This window comes from Solidesulfovibrio sp. DCME (assembly GCF_049995385.1).
Lineage (GTDB): Bacteria > Desulfobacterota > Desulfovibrionia > Desulfovibrionales > Desulfovibrionaceae > Solidesulfovibrio.
On the sequence record NZ_CP188261.1, the window covers coordinates 3226496 to 3242161 of the forward strand.

Below are 15666 nucleotides of genomic sequence, written 5' to 3' on the forward strand. Positions count from 1 at the left end.
TTTTAGAGCTTGGACGCCAGCGCCCTACCCCTCTCTAAAACCGCCTCGTCCTCGATCGCCGCCAGCCCGGCCCAGCTCAAAAACTGCGCCATGGTCACACGCTCGCCTTCCGGCCGCGCCGCGTTGATGCGCGCTAGGCCGGCGGCCAATCGTCGCTTGACCTCCGGGGCCACGTGGATGCGCAGCCGGCCCTCGCGGTCGTCCTGGCGGCGTTGCTTATACCAATCCGGCGGCTTTTGGCGGTCATCCTCGGCGATGGCAACGCGGGCCTGAGCGACAAGATCGGGCGATGAGGTAGCAGGAGGGGCCGCCGGTGGAGACGGATGCTCCAGGGCGTGCGCCATTTTTGCGGCGCTCCTTGGCCGTATCCCCTCTTTTGAGGCTTTCACCTTGACCGCGTTGGGGCTCCGCTTGAGCGCAGCGGCCACGTCCTCAACGGATTTCCCGGCCGAGAACATCTCCCGCATGCGCGGCAAATCCGTTGACCATGACTTGCCCGCGCTTTGGCTGTAGAGCTCGCCGGAATGACGGTAATGTTCCTTGTACCATTTTGCGGCCGCCGCCGTGGACGTGTACCAATACCCGTCGCGATTTTCTCCGCCGCAGCGGCCCGCCTGGATCGCCTCGACCATGGTCGTCCGGTTGACGCCGAGGCGGTTGGCCTCCTGGGCGGCGGAAACATCAAATCGTTCTCGCATATTTTCCCTTGCGCATGCATCGTCTTCGGATTATCTATTTTCCGTCGCCGCAAGCGTGGGTTGAAACAACTGCTGTCAAAGCGTCAAAGAGGGGCAAGGCCGTAAGGCCTGCCCCTCCTCTTTTTAGCTGGCCCGGCAGGACAGGCATCCTCCATCCTTCCGCCAGTTGACCGACCCGCCGAGGGCGTCGATCCACGCCGCGCCATCCACGGGGGAGGCGTCGTAGACCTCCGCACCTGTCGAGGCGCGGCCGGCGTGATGTGCTCTGGTTACGGCCGTCATCACCATGCCCAGTTCCTCGCCGGTCAGGCGGCTGGCCAGTTCTCCCGGTATTTGCGCCAACACGGCCCGCACAGTTTCGTGTCCGGCAAAGCCTTGGTACACGGCCATCGCGTTTCGAAATTTACGGCTATTCATGGTTTCGCTCCTCGGGGCGTCATCGCGCCCCGGTTTCCGCCCCGGCTGACGGGGCGAGTTGGAGTCGTAAGGGCCGTGGCATCGCACCCCGGCCAAAATCCGTCGGAATTACGCCAGTGCGACCCGCAATCCGTCGAGATATCTATCCTCCATCTCTATCACGCTCATACCGTCAAACGCCCATTGCATCAGAGTCCCTCCCACTCCTCCGTGCAAGCCGAGCGGCTTTTCCACGCCGGCCCACCACCGGGCAACCGTGAGGCGTTGCGCCTCGGTTGGAGCATGGGGCTTGCCAGAGTATTGATTGTACTGTTGCGGATCAATATGGGCATAAGTATTGTCTGGCCCATCAAAATCAGTCTTCCAGAAATGTATTGTCCCGTCAGTCCGCAGGGACAGACGCACCGTGACGGGACAGCCGACATGCACAGCAGTCACTATAATGAGGTCTAAACAGGCCCCTTCCCGGTCGATATGAGGACGGACAGGGACGGTGACGGGATTGTTGCCCGAGACATCGGTGACGGTAATGGTCTGACGGCTCACTTTCGTTCTCCTTTCGGGGCGTATTCTCGCCCCGGTCAGGGTTTGCGGGACGGGCCGTTTCCCCGCCCGCAAGAAAAAACTAGCGCGGGTAGAAACTTTTTGCAATAAAAAATTTCTACCCGCGCAAAAAAGTTTCAGCCTCAACACAAAAAAGGCCGCCCTCCCGAGCGGCCCTATCCTCTTGTCCCTGCCCTACGCCGGCACTGCCTCTGGGGCGCCTCCCCCCGTTACGCCCTCTTCCCGCCTTCCTGGCTCTCCACAAACGCCCGGAGCACGGCATTGATGGCCGTCTGGTAGCCCTTCTTTTTCTGGCCGCGAAACCACGCCAGCACGTCCCGATCCAGACGGATGCAAACTCGCTCCTTCGCCTCGGGCAGTAGGTCTTCCAGGCGCACGCGCTTGGCCTTCTCGAAAAAGTCGTCCGGCAGCGGCGGGTTGTCAGGATCAGACAGTGCGTTGGCGGTCAGTTCCTCGTCGGTCATGGCGTCAACGCGCTTCCAATCGGTCTGCGACTCCATCTCGCGAAGCTCTTCTTCCGTATAGCGCACGATGGCCTTGCCATTTTCCTTGTACTTAGTCGGCATACTTCCTCCGTTCGCGGGAGTTGGCCTTTCTGGCGGATATGATGCGGAAAACACCATCGCGGATCGTAAAAACGACGATCAGCATGTGTCCTTTTACTTCTCCAGCGGCAATACAACGGCGCTCTCCATAATCCATGCGGTCGTCTTCGAGCATCATCGGATCGCCTTCAAGCGCGGCCTTGGCATCATAAAAGTCAATGCCATGCTTGGCTATGTTCGCCTGCCGTTTGGCTTCGTCCCACTCAAATTCCATGGCGGTAACGTATGCACAAAACGTCATCATGTCAACCAGGCCCGCGCCAATTTTTATGCGTGTCAAGAAAAAAGAGAGGCCCCGAATTCTCGGGGCCTCTGCTGTCTCGTGAGATTCTTGCCTATTGTGCCGCAACGTATTGAGCTACGGCCTCCACAAACTTTTCTGCCAGACTAAAAATATCGTCTTCAGTTTCAATTGGGAACTTTTCTTCTTTCTTGTCCGGGCCAAGAATGGTCAAGAATTTCTTCTTACCGTTATAATAAAGGCGGCAAAACGTCTTCCGGTTGTTATCGTCAACCAAGATAGCGCAATATGTCTTTGCATCACGAAAGGAAATCCGTGAAGGGGCAATTGTCTGCCTCAGTATCGTCTGGATCACCAAAAACGAAAGCAGCTCTTCGTCTGTTGTCTCAATTCCCTTTTCGACAGGGCCTTGGGTTTCTTCCGGGGCAGGATCTGCCTTGGTAGTCGTTTCATCCACCTTGGCCGATTCAAGGCGTGAATTGATGAGGTCGTTTATGTGTTCCTGGATGGCTCGCTTCACAATCGAAGCAAATTGCTCGCGCACCTTGGCCGTAACATGGCCATCATAGATGCGAGAAGCAAAATACTTGACGAAGTCTTCCGAGGGGCTTGCCGATTCCTGGGCAAACAGCTTCTTTGCCTCGCTCACATACTTCAGACTGCTTGCCGAGGACAGCGCCGCCTCAAGGTCCCACATGTCCTTCGACAACTTCTGGATTTCAGGGAGGAGCCTGTCATTGAAATTTCCGAAATCGACCTTCATGAACGGCCTAGAGTCCATGATATTTTGCTGTTCCAGGTCGGAAAAGAATAGGTAGGTGATTCCATCCGTCAGGATGCCTATCCGCGTCGAAGTGTGCGTGGGGAAGTATCGGTGAAGCTGATTGCACTTCCCGCCGTCCAAAGGCATGCCCATTGGCTTACATTCTATCATGATTGCCGGGAGTCCGTCGCGCATGATGGCAAAATCGACTTTCTCGCCCTTCTTCGTGCCGACGTCTGCCGTGAACTCAGCGATAACTTCGTTCGGATCGAACACGTCATAGCCCAAGGCTTGGATGAACGGCATGACAAGGGACGTCTTTGTCATCGCCTCGTTTAGTTGTTGTCCTTGGACTTGACGGACGCGATTGGTCAACTCGAAGATTTTTGCTTGGTCCATTCTTGCCTCCATTTATCTCCAAACCCTGCCCTCCAAGGCCGGGGACATAAGCAATCCCCCCCTCCCTAGCCGAATCAGAACATTGCCATGAACATGTCCCAGAACGACGAAAGATCATGCGAACTTGCCGTGGCATCCGCGCTGGCGCTCGGCAAGCTCGGCGTCGTGGCGGCCAGGGCCGAAAGCGTCGAGGCGGTTGGCGTGCTGCCGAAATAGCTGTTGCCGTTGGATACGGTGACCCAGAGAGCGTGGGCGCTTGTGGAGTAGGACAAAACACAGATAGACAATGCCAAGCAAACAAAGGTACGTTTCATAATAAACACCTCCGCTGTAATTATTTTAATATAGTAGCTATGCCTTTAGTAGGGTCGGCATATGCCACAGTTTCGCGCCCAAATTTAACCCAGATCAATCTAGGTTTTTTAGATGTACATTTTTCATAAACTCTCATCATTGATAACGTCAAAGCTTTATTGTCTCTATTGTCGACCAGCCATGTCTCGTTAACAGAATAAGCTATGCCGCCATTGGGAGTAGATTCTGGCTGAAGATTCTTAAGACTATTCTCAAGGACGGTGACGCCTCCTGGATCGCATGTATTGTCAATATATCTAACGGCGGCTTCTGCCTGAATCAGTTCGTTGCTTTTAGGGTTTTGAGTCTGCCTCTGTAATTCAATTTCTTGTCTTCTAAGTTCAAGTACTTGTCTAGCCAACTCATTTTGCTGTCTCAAAGCCTCTGCTTGCTGTTGAAGATATTCCCTCTGGTTGTTTATGGCCTGCTGATTCTGGTCAATAATTCTCGCATTGTTTATGCTATTTATGCTGTAATTGATCGCGCCAAGCACGTTCATGGCAACGGGGTCGCCGCAAAACCCCGAGGACGGGATAGCCCACAACACCACCGCCAAAGTCAGAAATAAAACGCGCCTCATAACGGACCCCCTGTTTTAGAGAACCGATACCAGCAGACACGACGAAACGGCAACCATCTCCTCTCTCTTTTCTCGCCCGCTTTATGGCCCATGCGCGGGCCACCTCCCACCCCGGCCGACCCCGCCCCCGAAAAATTCCCATCGCGGGGGCGGCGCATGTCCAGCGGGCCGGGCAGCATCCCGGAAACCCAGGATGAATCATGCCCGAGGCCGGCTACCGCATAAACATCAGCACCTCCGATGGTCGCGCCGAGGTCGGCGCGCTGCGTCAGTCCATGGACTCCTTGACGGACGCGACCATCCGTGAAGCGAAGCGCGAGCTTGAGGACTTCCGTAACACCCTCTCCACGGTCGGTGACCTCATGTCCGACCTCGGCCGTCTGTCCGGCTCCCCCGAGGCCTCCTACCAGGGGGCCATGCTCAAGCTCAAAGGGCAGTACAAGGACGCCAGCGACCAGGCCAAGGCCATGGGCATCAGCCAAGACCTTGTCGATCAGGCCTACACCCTCAAGGCCCGGGAGGCGTGGCAGGAATCCTACAAGGGCCTCACCACCATCGACGGCAGCGCCTTTGACGCCCGCCGGGCCATGCTCTCGCGCGAGGTCGAGGACTTCCGCAAGGCCGGCGCGGACGAGGTGGCCCTTCGCGTCTACGCGGCGCAGAAAGCCGAGGACATCGCACGAGACGAGCTCCAAACCCGGCAGGCCTACGCCGGCAGCTTCACTGATTTTCTGCGCGGCCAGGTCAACATCGAACTTGGCCTGTACCAGGGCGCGCACAGCCGGGAGCTCCAGGAGTGGCAGGACTACTACAACGACCTGAAGCAACTCGGCCAGGGCTGGATGGACACCACGAAAGCCGGCCTCGTGGACCTCATTGACGGCGCCGTGACCGGCAAGGGCGAGGACGCCTGGAAGAACATGCTGGCCAACATGCGCCGGCAGTTCATCACGTTCGCCGTGGACCTCGCCATGGATTTACTGTGTGGCGCTGCAGGCTGTTCGGAACTGGACGGTGCAGCAGAAAAGCGCCGTGGCCACGGCCCTCTGGACCGAGAACCCGACGCGGGTGGACTGGCTCGGGAAGGAGTTCCGAGAGGTCCGGGCCGAGGACCTGACCACCTTGGCGAATCACCCGCTGGCCTGCGAAATCCAGGCCACCAGCTACATCACCAACCAGACCGACGCGCTTGCCGAGGCGAAGCGACTGCTCGCCTACTACAAGGACCGCCTTGACCGCTTTTCGTTCAAGGTCTCGGCGTCGTTGGCCGCCTCCCTCGTGATCGGCGATGTTGTCGTCATCCAGTGCGCGCGGTTTGGCCTCGACGTCGGCAAAAACTTTGTTTTGGTCGGCATCACCGAGACCCATGAGATCGGCACGGCAACGCTGGAGGTGTTGGGGTAATGGCCCATTGCTTGGTTTGCTACCCCAACCACGCGGACACAGCCACGCTGACCGGCGAGGGCTGGACCGAAGCGCTCCCTGTCACGAACCTGCAGACGCGGTTTCTTGGCCAGGTCGCCCGCACTGCGGGGACCGCCCTTTTTTCGCCCACCGTCGGGCTCCCGGATGGCGACCAGTGCAGCGCCGTCATCCATGTCGATTTTGGCCGGCACCGTTATTTGTCGGCCCTGGCCCTGTGCGCCCACAACCTGACGCGACGTGCGCAGGCGCGCGTTGTCCTCTGGACCGACTCCACTCGCACGACGGCCCGGCAGGACTTCGGCTGGCAGGCTGTTTGGCCCCGCTGGTTCGATACGGTTCAACTTCGATGGGCAGATGACAATTTTCTGTACGGCCAAATTTCTGACGAGCAGATAGGACAGGTCAGGAAAATCTACCTGTTCATGCTCAATTCCAATGGATTTTCCGCCAACGCAACAAGCATTCGGTATGCCAGTATTTACCTTTCAGACAGCGAAAACGGGAAAGGCTACCTGGAGGCTGGACGCCTTTATATGGCCGAGGACTGGAGCCCCAAGCATAACATGATCTACGGGGCATCCCTATCCTGGGTTGATCCTTCCGTTGTCGATACTGCTCTTGATGGGACCAAGTGGTCAGAAGAACGAACGAAAAATAGGATCGCTGTTTTTCAGCTAAAATACATGAAGCCCGTAGAGGGTGTAAATAAGGCGCTTCTTTTGACGCAACTCGCGGGCATCACCAAAGACGTCTTGTACGTCTTTGACCCTTCCGACGCACAACTCATGCAGCAACGTTCTTTCGTAGGCCGCTTGTCCGAACTGAGCCCGCTCGAATGGTGGACGTTCGGACTCACGTCCATGGCGTTCAAGATTGAGGAGACCGTATAATGGCCGTTACTCTTGCAACGACTGCCAGGTTGCGTTTAGGCTTGGGATATAACGGGACAGGCTCTGGTGTCTGCGGCTACAATGGTCAGCCTTACGACGCCACCAGCAACCCCGGAGGCATGGACGGAAACGGCGTCGCGGTCAACTGGATCAATATGTGCGCCGACATGGTGACTGTCGGCCTCTTATCCGCATCCGACGCCGCCCTCGCCCTAGCCGCCGCCTCGCAACAAGAAGCCTGGGGACCGTCCTGGGCCAACACGGCGGGGTCCATCACCTACATCGATGCCACGCATTTTTCGGTCGATGTCGCCACCTACGACTTCGCGGCCAACCGGCATGTTGCCTGCGACTGCGGCGCGGATGGCATCAAGTACGGCACGGTCGTCAGTAGCACCGTTGGGTCAGGGACGACAACGGTTCAGGTGACGCTGTGGTCCGGATCGCTGACAAATAAACTGCGATCTGTGACAGTCCAGGAGACGCTGACCGTCTATGTCGCAGACTTTTTGACCTATTTGGAGGCTGCGCAAAGCGCGGCGACGGCTGCCGCTGCTGCGGCGTCACAAGTGGCCACCTTGACGTCGCAGGCCTCTACCTCGGCCACGACGGCTACGACGAAAGCCTCGCAGGCATCTACATCGGCAACGACGGCCACGACTAAAGCGACAGAGGCCGCCGCAGCGGCTGCTACGGCCTCCTACGTTACCCAATTCGCACCGGATTGGGATGGAGCTATCGCAAGGTCGCTGTCTGGTCGCGCGGAGGAATACGCGTCCCTTCTTGATTTCGGCGCTGCGGGGGACGGCGTTACAGACGATCGATCCGCAGTGGCCGCATGGCTGACCTACTGTATGCTGACTGGTGCCAAAGGAGTAGCCCCGGCTGGGGACTATTACCTCTCAAGCGCATTGCAGATCAATGTGGTTGGCCACATTGATGTTCGCTGCGACAGAATGGCTAAATTTATAGGCTCCTCCAGCCTGTCAACTGGAATAATCCATCTTCTGGCAAACACGCACGATATATATAGTACGCTTTGGCAAGGCGGGATATTCGACACGTCCAATACAGTATTTATTGCGTCGGCCCTGTCAGGGACAGGGTTTATAATTCAGAAATTACACGACTGTCTCATCAGAGAGACGCGGTTTATTGGTCCCTCGAACTGGACTATCGCACACGGAGACACCGGCCTTAATATCGTCGATTGCCGCCGCGTTACAGTTCGGGACTGTTTTTTTGCTGGCCATCCCGACCTTGGAATCTACGCCACGGGAGATTCTGCCTCGGCATCGGATGGTGATGGAGGGGAGCTGGTCGTTACGGGCTGCCATTTCGCATATTGCGCAACAGGAGTCTCTGCAAAGCGTCAGTTTCAACGGATGCTTGTCATTGGAAACACATTTTATAAATGTGGTCGAGGCGTTGCTCTCTATAATACTGGTGAAACTGACCCGATTCCTGGCCAGCGATGTTCTGTTGTTGGAAATACATTTGCCTACCTTCAGGACTATGCGATTGGGTTGCAAGCATCGCAGGCGACGCTTGTGTCTGGAAACAGAATTCAGGATTGGGGAAGGTCGCCGCTTACCGGTACAGAGGGGTCTGCTCCTTATGCTGTTTTTGTCGAGGGCGGCGGGAACCACCTAATAACCGGCAACTGGATCGGGATGCAGGATTACGAACCTGGAGAAGTGCATACCGGGGTAATGTTGTCGCATTTAGTTGTAGGCAGTACGGACACTCCGTCATCTGGTACTGTCGTAATGTCAAACCATTTTAGCAATATTCCACGCGGAATCTTTGAGGATGCGGACGATACGTCCGGGAACAGGCTCCTTGACAATACATTCAGCAACGTCACGTTGCCTATCAGGTCAACAGCCGGAGACACTTTTTGGAGGTATGAATACGAGGGCGTCGTTTATTCCGGGTACGCCAAATTCACAACGCTGACCAACAACATCATTGCAGGGGATATATGTTCTGTGGTGGTTGCAAATACCACCATCTATGTCGCTACGACCGGCAGCGACACGACCGGCGACGGGTCGTCCGAATCTCCATACGCTTCAATAGCACAGGCTCTATATTCGATCAGAAAGAAGTTAATTGCGGACGGCGTGCTGGTCTCTATCCAGTGCGCCGATGGGACATACAACATCTGCGGTTCTGTGCTTCTTGGGCATAATAACCTAAACAAAATACAAATCATCGGCAACGTTTCATCGGAAACGACGGCATTAATTTCGGCCATCGACACCACGTCCAAGACCATCACCATGGCGGGGGATTATACTGCTTCGCTGCTAGTCGGCGATGTCTTCGGCGTGACGGGGAGCTCCACGGCAAACACCAATGGCGGGTATAAAGCCACGTCCGTCACGTATTCCGGAGGCTACACGACGGTGGGCTGTTCCGGCGACGCGGTCGCTTCGGCGACGGTCGGCGGCGGCAGCCTGGTCATCAAGCCGTGCAACCGTTGCGTGCTCAATTTCACGGGCAGCCACGGGTTTACTTTTGAGTCCGCGCAGACGCTTTATGGGCTTCGTGGATTTCGGATTGTTGGTACATCAGCCTATCGCGGCCTATACGCTCCAAAGTCACGGTCCGCGACAATAGGCAGCGCCATTATTCTCGAAGGCTGGGGTCGTGGGGCATTTCTCGGGGCTGGAAGCGTATTCGATCTGACCTCCGTGTATTTTTACAACACTGAGTACGGAGTCGTATGTTACAACGCTGTTGCAAACTGCAATCCGACCTGCGTCTTTTCAAAATGCAACACTGGGATGTCGCAAAATAGAGGCGGAACGAGTTTTGCGTCGAGTCCGATTTTTCGCGAGGTGACCACGAGCTATTCGCCCGCGCTCAATACGGTCGGCAACGGTAACGCTTGCAACACAAACACATAGGTCATACCATGAAAATAGTCATTGCCTCGAATGGATTGGTGAAAGCAACGCACGGCGACGCCCAATATATATCCAACGTTCCCGATTATGCCGGTTGCCTTGTCCTGACCGTACCGGACAGCACCGAGGTGGAGCCTGGCCAAGCCTGGTCGGTGTCGCTGGCGGACGCCGTAACGGCGCGCGTGGCCGAGGCGGCGGCGGCCTGCGATGCGATCCTGGCCCCGCTGGCCGCCCGGTTCGGCGTCTACGAGCGCGACACCTGGCCGGCGCAACTGGCCGAGGCACGGGCGCTGCTGGCCGATCCGACGCTGGCCGACGTGCCGGCGGACACGACCGGCTGGGTGGACCCGGTCCCGACCATTCGCACCATCACGGCCGTCACGGGCGAGGAGCTGGGGGGATTCGCGGCGGCGGTGGTCAAAAACAACGACGACTGGCTGCGCGTCACGGCCCATGTGGCCGGGCAGCGCCAGGCGTTCGTGGCCCAGGTCAAGGCGGCCGGAACCGTGGCCGACGTGCAGGCCGTGCAGCTCAATATCTGTCTCCACGAGGTGTAATTGCATGGCCACATACCCATCGACATCAGCAGGGCTGCTTTTTATCAGCGCGACGTCGTTTTCTATCCCTGGCGACCAAACAGCCGTCTACAAACCGCGTCGGCAACTGCGTGTCACGCAGGGAGGCACGGTCTACAACGACATCTACGTGGTGTCGTCCGTCTATTCCGGCGGCATAACGACGGTCACAACCTACGGTGCGGCTCTGCTCAACACGATGACGCTGGTGCAGCTTGGGCAGGACCCGGACAATGCCCCTCGCGAGGTTGTCCCTACAGGCGGCTCGGCCGGTCAATATCTGGCAAAAACGTCTAGCGCCGACTACGCTGTGCAATGGGTCACTCCGTTGAGTGCTTGGACATTTGAATTTTACGGTTAAACCAGGAGAGATACAATGTCCCAGGTCGTTACCAAAGTCCCGCTGTCCCTGTCCACCAACGGCCGGCGCATCTCCGTAACCGCGACGGCTGCACCGAGTTCACCAAACGTTCACGTCGTATCGGCGACTGTCGGTGTCAAGGAGGACATTTACCTCGACGTTGTTAATCTTGGGGAGACGACGACTGTCTATGTTGGATGGGGAGGAAAGTCTGCATCCGATATCATCACCAAAGCCAACCTTCCGGCTAATACCGTGGCAAATGGCGCTGTCCCGCTGCATCGCGGCATACTCATCGGGGCCGCAACGCCGCTCGGCATCTACGTGTGGGTGGCAAGCGGAGGGTCTGTAACCATCGGCGGCGACGTGCTTCAGGGGGTTGACCAGTGAGGACGCAACGGGCGGATATCCGGCGCGCGCCATCAACGGCCGCGCCGGCCTTGCTGGCCGGCGGCACGGTCCTTGGCGACCTGACCAACAACGGCGGCCTGGCGGCGGCGTTCGACGGAACCACGGCGCAGACACAATCCGCCAGCGCAGCTAAGACGATCTCGTCCAGCGGTTACAACAATACAGTCGGGGCCGTTTACCTGCAGGCCTACTACCTGGATTTTTGCGTTGTGAACGGGCCAATGGACACAAATATCCTTGGCGCTGGTGGAGGCACGACGTTTAACGTCGAGGCAAGCCTGGACGGTACGACGTGGGTAGCCCTTGCCAGCGCCGTGACAATCATCACGGGGGCCGGCTCTGCCACGCCGGCCGTGATCTTGGCGACTGTCCCGTATCGGTATTTCCGGGTCAACATGGAAGGCAACGGCAGCAACACGATCGCCGTGGCCGAAGTTAGGTTTTACGGGCGGCCGGCGTAGGCCGTGAGCGCTCCGAAGGCCCGGACAGCCGGGCCTTTTCATTTTCTGGGCTTCGGCTATCCTGGCCGCATGCCCTCCCTCTTTGACCCTTTGGCTTGGCTACGCTCCAAGGACGCCATGGCCTATCTGGACGCCGATGGTCGCATCCGGCTCCGGTTCGGCCAGTTCGTGAGGGAGGAAGATCGGTGGCGCATCCGCCGCGTCATCGAGCGGCATTACCTGGCCCTGGTCCGGCTGCAGTTGGACGTGCCCGAGGGAACTAAACCCAGGAGCGTTTACCAGTTGATGGCGGCCGGACGGTTACGGATTGGGAGGGACGGGAGGTATGTGTTCTGCACCACAAATCCGCACCACAGGACCCCCTGAGAACCCGGTAAAATACACGTTTCTTGTGGTGCTAAAAGCAGTAGTTTTGAAATAAATTCAGAATATTATGCAAAATGCCGTAATCTTCGCAACGCATAGGTAGTGGGTTCAAGTCCCATCGCCTCCACCACCGGCACAGACCAGGGCCGTCGCTTGGGCGCGGATCCTGAAAATCAAGAACAAGGCTGGGCTAGCGATAGCCCAGCCTTGCTTTTTTCGTCCCTTGCCGCCCACCAGCCGTCGGGCAGGCCGCGGCCCCAGGCGGCCCCACCGCCTGTGCCACGCGTCGCGCCGCCTGCGCGACACCGCGACCCTCACACTGCCGCCTGCTCGGCATGCCCAAGACCACCAGCCTCAAGGACCAGTTCCACGAACTGGCCAGCCGCTGGGACAGCTACCCCGGCGAGGTCAAATGGGTCGAGGGCGCCCCCTGCCAGGAGGTCATCCTCGACGAGTTCAACCTGCTTGAGCTCCTGCCCCTCTACAAGGTCAACGAAAACGACGGCGGCTTCTACCTGTCCAAGGCCTCGGTGGTCTCCAAGGACCCCGACGACCCCGACAACTTCGACAAGCAAAACGTGGGCATCTACCGCCTGCAGGTCCAGAACGCCGACACCATCGCCATGCAGGGCCTGCCCTTCCACGACATCGCCATCCAGATGCGCAAGGCCGAAGCCCGCGGCGAAGCCCTGCCCGTGGCCATCTGCCTCGGCGTGGACCCCATGCTGTCGTTCATGGCCAGCACGCCCATCGCCTACGACCTGTCGGAATACAAGTACACCGCGGCCATCAACGGCATCCCCATGGAGCTGACCAAGACCACCAACGGCCTGCTCGACGTGCCGGCCGGGGCCGAATACGTTCTCGAAGGCGAGATCATCCCGCGCGTGCGCGTGTGCGAGGGCCCCTTCGGCGAGTTCCCGGGCAGCTATTCCGGCGCCCGCAAGCAGGTCATCATCAAGATCAAGCGCGTCACCCACCGCCGCGACCCGATCTTCGAGAACCTCTACCTCGGCCGCCCCTGGACCGAGATCGACACCCTGCTTGGGCTCAACACCTGCATCCCCATCTACAAGCAACTGCGCGAGACCATGCCCGAGGTCAAGGCCGTCAACGCCCTGTACCAGCACGGCCTCACCGCCATCATCTCCCTGGAGAGCCGGTTCGGCGGCTACGCCAAATCGGTGGCCTTCCGCGCCGCTTCCACGCCCCACGGCATCTCCTACGTCAAGAACATCATCCTGGTGGACGCCGACGTCGACCCCTTCGACCTGGTCCAGGTCATGTGGGCCATGTCCACCCGCATCCGCGGCCCCCAGGACGTCATCGTCATTCCGGCCACGCCGGGCATGCCCCTCGACCCGGGTTCGGAACCTCCCGGAATGGGCTGCAAGGTCATCATCGACTGCACCACGCCGGTCGCCCCCGAACCCAAGATGCGCGACGTGAAGATGGTGGAACTCATCCCCGAGGCCGCCCCCTTCATGAAGATCCTGTCCGAGCTGCACCAGAAGGCCGCCGCCCGCTAGGCGGAAAAAAGGAGAGACGACATGAAATGCATCCGCTGCCTGGAAGGGGAAGCGACCGTGGTGGCCAAGGCGCCCGACGGAAGCGGCGCCTGGGAGATATACACGTGCGACCGTTGCAACTTCGGTTGGCGCAGCACCGAGCCGGCCAGATTGCTCGATCCGGCCACGCGCGAGCCCTTCTTCCAGATGGTCGGCGTGGACCTGGACAAGCTGCTGACCCCTTGCCCCATCCCGCCCCTTCGCAAGTAGCCGCGTAACCCGGGTCCGTCACGGACCTCCCGCCGCCGGACGGAGCGCGTCGCCATGGCGCGCTCCGTCGCTTCGCCTGGTGCCCCACCTGGTGCCGGGCCTCATGGCCCGCCGCGTGCCGGGGGCCGAGGAGGAAGTCTTTTCGGCCCCCCAAAGGCCCTTTTCCCGGGCAGCGCACGGCCCAGGCCGCCACCCTGGGGCCTTCGGGCACCTAAGGAAGGGTTTTGCTAAAATCCGCATCACCCGAGGGAGGGCCGTTGGCCGCAAGGACAACAAGCTGCCATCCTTATGGGATTGCATAGGGCGGGAGCCCGTTGGCCGCCGGAGGCTTTTTCCCCTGGCCATTTGTTTCCGGCACCCTCTCTCGCTCGGATCAAGGGACGGGTCCCTCGGCAGCAACCTCCGCCAGCCAGGTGCCGTGGCAAGGCCCATCCGGCTCCGGTTGGAAGCGCTGCTCCGGCGCGGGCGCGGCCGGCGGGGGCGTGGCCAGGTGGCGTTCGGCCGACAGGCCGTGGTGGTGGGGGTGGCTGAGCAGCTTCGGAAACAGGACCTCGCGCAGCCATTTGTGGGCGCCGTCGTTGTGATGGCTCTCGTGCCACCACAGGGACATCTTGACCGTCTGGGCCGCGAAGGGCAGCGGAAAGGATTTGAGGTTGCGGGCATCGGCGCTGTTGCGGGCCACGTGCATGGGCACGACCGCCAGGAAGTCGGTGCTTTCGACCACGCTGAAGGCCAGGCGATAGGAGGGCACCCGCAACTTGACGTTGCGGCGCAGCCCCAGGCCGTGCAGGGGCCGGTCCACGACCTTCTCCCAGCCCCCGCCCGTGACCACGCTGACATGCGGGTGGGCGACGAAATCCTCCAGGCGCAAGGCGTCTTGGCCGTAGCGCGGATGCTTGGGCCCGGCCACGCACACCAGGTAATCCTCGTCGACCACCCGGCGAAACATGTTGGAGGGAAAGGTGTCGTCAATGCTGATGGCGAGGTGGATTTCGCCGGCAATCAGCATTTTCTTGGCGAAACGGTCCCAGTTGACGATGGTGAAGTTGATCTTGCTGAATTGCGTGTTGATAAACATCAGCGAGTCGTTGAGAATGTGCAGGGAAACATAGTCCGGTGCCGCGATGATGAATTCCTTCGGCTGCCTGGACGGCACGAAGTTGGAGTCGAGCATGCACTGGATGGCCGCGAGGAACTCGTCGAGCTTGGGCAGCAGTTCGTGGGCCTTGGCCGACAGGATGTTGTGCTTGCCGGACCGCACGAGCAGCGGGTCCTGGAAGTAATCCCGCAGCTGGGTGAGGTTGCGGCTCATGGTCGATTGGGTGAGGTTCAGGCGCTCCGCCGCCTTGCTGACATTGCACTCGTCGAGCAGCGCCTTGAGGGAAAGCAGGAGGTTCAGATTGATCTGCGCAAGAGCGACAAGGTCGATCATATTTCAGCCTCCGCGCCGAGTAGCGACTCTTGCTTACTTTTCAAAAACGAAAGATAAAATCCACTACATGCGTATATTTCCCCAACAGTTCTTTCCTTTCTATCAGATCATCCCCTCATTTTCAAGAAACTTATACCCTATTCCGCTTCAGGATTGCCGATTTTTCCTTTCTGACCGCTCTCTCCGGCCCAGGATACGGCAACAGGAAAGACCCGGTGGCAAGGCCGGGTCCTGGGCAGGCCGCCACGGTGCATGGCCGGCCGACTGTCGCCGCAACGGTGCGGCAAAGCCCTGTCGCGTCAACGGTGCGGCAAAGCCCTGTCGCGTCCCCGAAACCCGCCTGCGCGGATTTCGGGGACGGTGTTCAGGGCTGCCGCGCCTTTCAATCAGGCGCCGTGGGATCCGGCAAAACGGGGTTCGTATCAGGCCCT

The 15666-nt window shown here is 59.0% G+C and carries 20 protein-coding genes; 11 read left to right on the forward strand and 9 right to left on the reverse strand.

Annotated features, from left to right (window positions below):
• Nucleotides 1–2 precede the first annotated feature (2 nt).
• The 8 genes from ACP59X_RS14270 to ACP59X_RS14305 all read right to left on the reverse strand — a co-directional run bounded on the left by ACP59X_RS14270 (nucleotide 3) and on the right by ACP59X_RS14305 (nucleotide 4621).
• Nucleotides 3–698 (reverse strand): hypothetical protein, encoded by a 696-nt coding sequence (locus ACP59X_RS14270; RefSeq protein WP_428559479.1) that lies wholly within the window; start codon nucleotides 696–698, stop codon nucleotides 3–5.
• A gap of 123 nt (nucleotides 699–821) precedes the next feature.
• Nucleotides 822–1115 (reverse strand): hypothetical protein, encoded by a 294-nt coding sequence (locus ACP59X_RS14275; protein WP_428559481.1) that lies wholly within the window; start codon nucleotides 1113–1115, stop codon nucleotides 822–824.
• A gap of 108 nt (nucleotides 1116–1223) precedes the next feature.
• Nucleotides 1224–1661 carry a hypothetical protein gene (locus ACP59X_RS14280; RefSeq protein ID WP_428559483.1) on the reverse strand — a complete coding sequence of 146 codons (438 nt, stop codon included), beginning with the start codon at nucleotides 1659–1661 and terminating at the stop codon, nucleotides 1224–1226.
• 227 nt (nucleotides 1662–1888) lie between these two features.
• On the reverse strand, nucleotides 1889–2245 hold the full coding sequence (locus ACP59X_RS14285; RefSeq protein ID WP_428559485.1) for a BrnA antitoxin family protein: 357 nt from the start codon (nucleotides 2243–2245) through the stop codon (nucleotides 1889–1891).
• Entirely contained in the window at nucleotides 2235–2498 is a 264-nt protein-coding gene (locus ACP59X_RS14290; protein WP_428559487.1) for a BrnT family toxin, read from the reverse strand. Before ACP59X_RS14290 ends, ACP59X_RS14285 begins: the two co-directional genes overlap by 11 nt.
• Before the next feature lie 121 nt (nucleotides 2499–2619).
• A complete protein-coding gene (locus tag ACP59X_RS14295) occupies nucleotides 2620–3687 on the reverse strand; it encodes a type I restriction endonuclease (protein WP_428559489.1) in 1068 nt (355 codons plus the stop codon).
• Between the two features lie 74 nt (nucleotides 3688–3761).
• Complete coding sequence (locus ACP59X_RS14300) at nucleotides 3762–4001, reverse strand: hypothetical protein (protein WP_428559491.1); 240 nt, start codon at nucleotides 3999–4001, stop codon at nucleotides 3762–3764.
• A 20-nt stretch (nucleotides 4002–4021) separates the two neighbouring features.
• Nucleotides 4022–4621 (reverse strand): hypothetical protein, encoded by a 600-nt coding sequence (locus ACP59X_RS14305; protein WP_428559494.1) that lies wholly within the window; start codon nucleotides 4619–4621, stop codon nucleotides 4022–4024.
• 200 nt (nucleotides 4622–4821) lie between these two features.
• Here ACP59X_RS14305 and ACP59X_RS14310 point away from each other — a divergent pair, with 200 nt between their 5' ends.
• The 11 genes from ACP59X_RS14310 (at nucleotide 4822) to ACP59X_RS14360 (ending at nucleotide 13803) form a co-directional block, all read left to right on the forward strand.
• Nucleotides 4822–5856, forward strand: coding sequence for a hypothetical protein (locus ACP59X_RS14310; protein WP_428559496.1), 1035 nt, complete (start codon nucleotides 4822–4824; stop codon nucleotides 5854–5856).
• A gap of 28 nt (nucleotides 5857–5884) precedes the next feature.
• A complete protein-coding gene (locus ACP59X_RS14315; protein WP_428559498.1) occupies nucleotides 5885–6025 on the forward strand; it encodes a hypothetical protein in 141 nt (46 codons plus the stop codon).
• Nucleotides 6025–6936, forward strand: a complete 912-nt coding sequence (locus tag ACP59X_RS14320; protein WP_428559500.1) for a hypothetical protein — start codon at nucleotides 6025–6027, stop codon at nucleotides 6934–6936. The genes ACP59X_RS14315 and ACP59X_RS14320 overlap by 1 nt, the downstream gene beginning before the upstream one ends.
• A complete protein-coding gene (locus ACP59X_RS14325) occupies nucleotides 6936–9851 on the forward strand; it encodes a NosD domain-containing protein (RefSeq protein ID WP_428559503.1) in 2916 nt (971 codons plus the stop codon). The genes ACP59X_RS14320 and ACP59X_RS14325 overlap by 1 nt, the downstream gene beginning before the upstream one ends.
• Before the next feature lie 38 nt (nucleotides 9852–9889).
• Nucleotides 9890–10408, forward strand: coding sequence for a hypothetical protein (locus ACP59X_RS14330; protein ID WP_428559505.1), 519 nt, complete (start codon nucleotides 9890–9892; stop codon nucleotides 10406–10408).
• A gap of 4 nt (nucleotides 10409–10412) precedes the next feature.
• Entirely contained in the window at nucleotides 10413–10787 is a 375-nt protein-coding gene (locus ACP59X_RS14335) for a hypothetical protein (RefSeq protein ID WP_428559508.1), read from the forward strand.
• A gap of 15 nt (nucleotides 10788–10802) precedes the next feature.
• Nucleotides 10803–11177 carry a hypothetical protein gene (locus ACP59X_RS14340; protein ID WP_428559510.1) on the forward strand — a complete coding sequence of 125 codons (375 nt, stop codon included), beginning with the start codon at nucleotides 10803–10805 and terminating at the stop codon, nucleotides 11175–11177.
• Nucleotides 11174–11659 carry a hypothetical protein gene (locus tag ACP59X_RS14345; protein WP_428559512.1) on the forward strand — a complete coding sequence of 162 codons (486 nt, stop codon included), beginning with the start codon at nucleotides 11174–11176 and terminating at the stop codon, nucleotides 11657–11659. The genes ACP59X_RS14340 and ACP59X_RS14345 overlap by 4 nt, the downstream gene beginning before the upstream one ends.
• Before the next feature lie 117 nt (nucleotides 11660–11776).
• A complete protein-coding gene (locus ACP59X_RS14350) occupies nucleotides 11777–12025 on the forward strand; it encodes a hypothetical protein (protein WP_428559514.1) in 249 nt (82 codons plus the stop codon).
• 335 nt (nucleotides 12026–12360) lie between these two features.
• The gene (locus ACP59X_RS14355; protein ID WP_428559516.1) at nucleotides 12361–13554 is read left to right on the forward strand and encodes a UbiD family decarboxylase; all 1194 of its coding nucleotides are present in this window, start codon (nucleotides 12361–12363) and stop codon (nucleotides 13552–13554) included.
• Between the two features lie 21 nt (nucleotides 13555–13575).
• Complete coding sequence (locus ACP59X_RS14360) at nucleotides 13576–13803, forward strand: non-oxidative hydroxyarylic acid decarboxylases subunit D (protein ID WP_428559518.1); 228 nt, start codon at nucleotides 13576–13578, stop codon at nucleotides 13801–13803.
• Nucleotides 13804–14176: 373 nt separating this feature from the next.
• Here the strand turns inward: ACP59X_RS14360 and ACP59X_RS14365 are convergent, their stop codons facing one another.
• The gene (locus ACP59X_RS14365) at nucleotides 14177–15235 is read right to left on the reverse strand and encodes a LysR family transcriptional regulator (protein ID WP_428559520.1); all 1059 of its coding nucleotides are present in this window, start codon (nucleotides 15233–15235) and stop codon (nucleotides 14177–14179) included.
• Nucleotides 15236–15666: the final 431 nt, after the last annotated feature.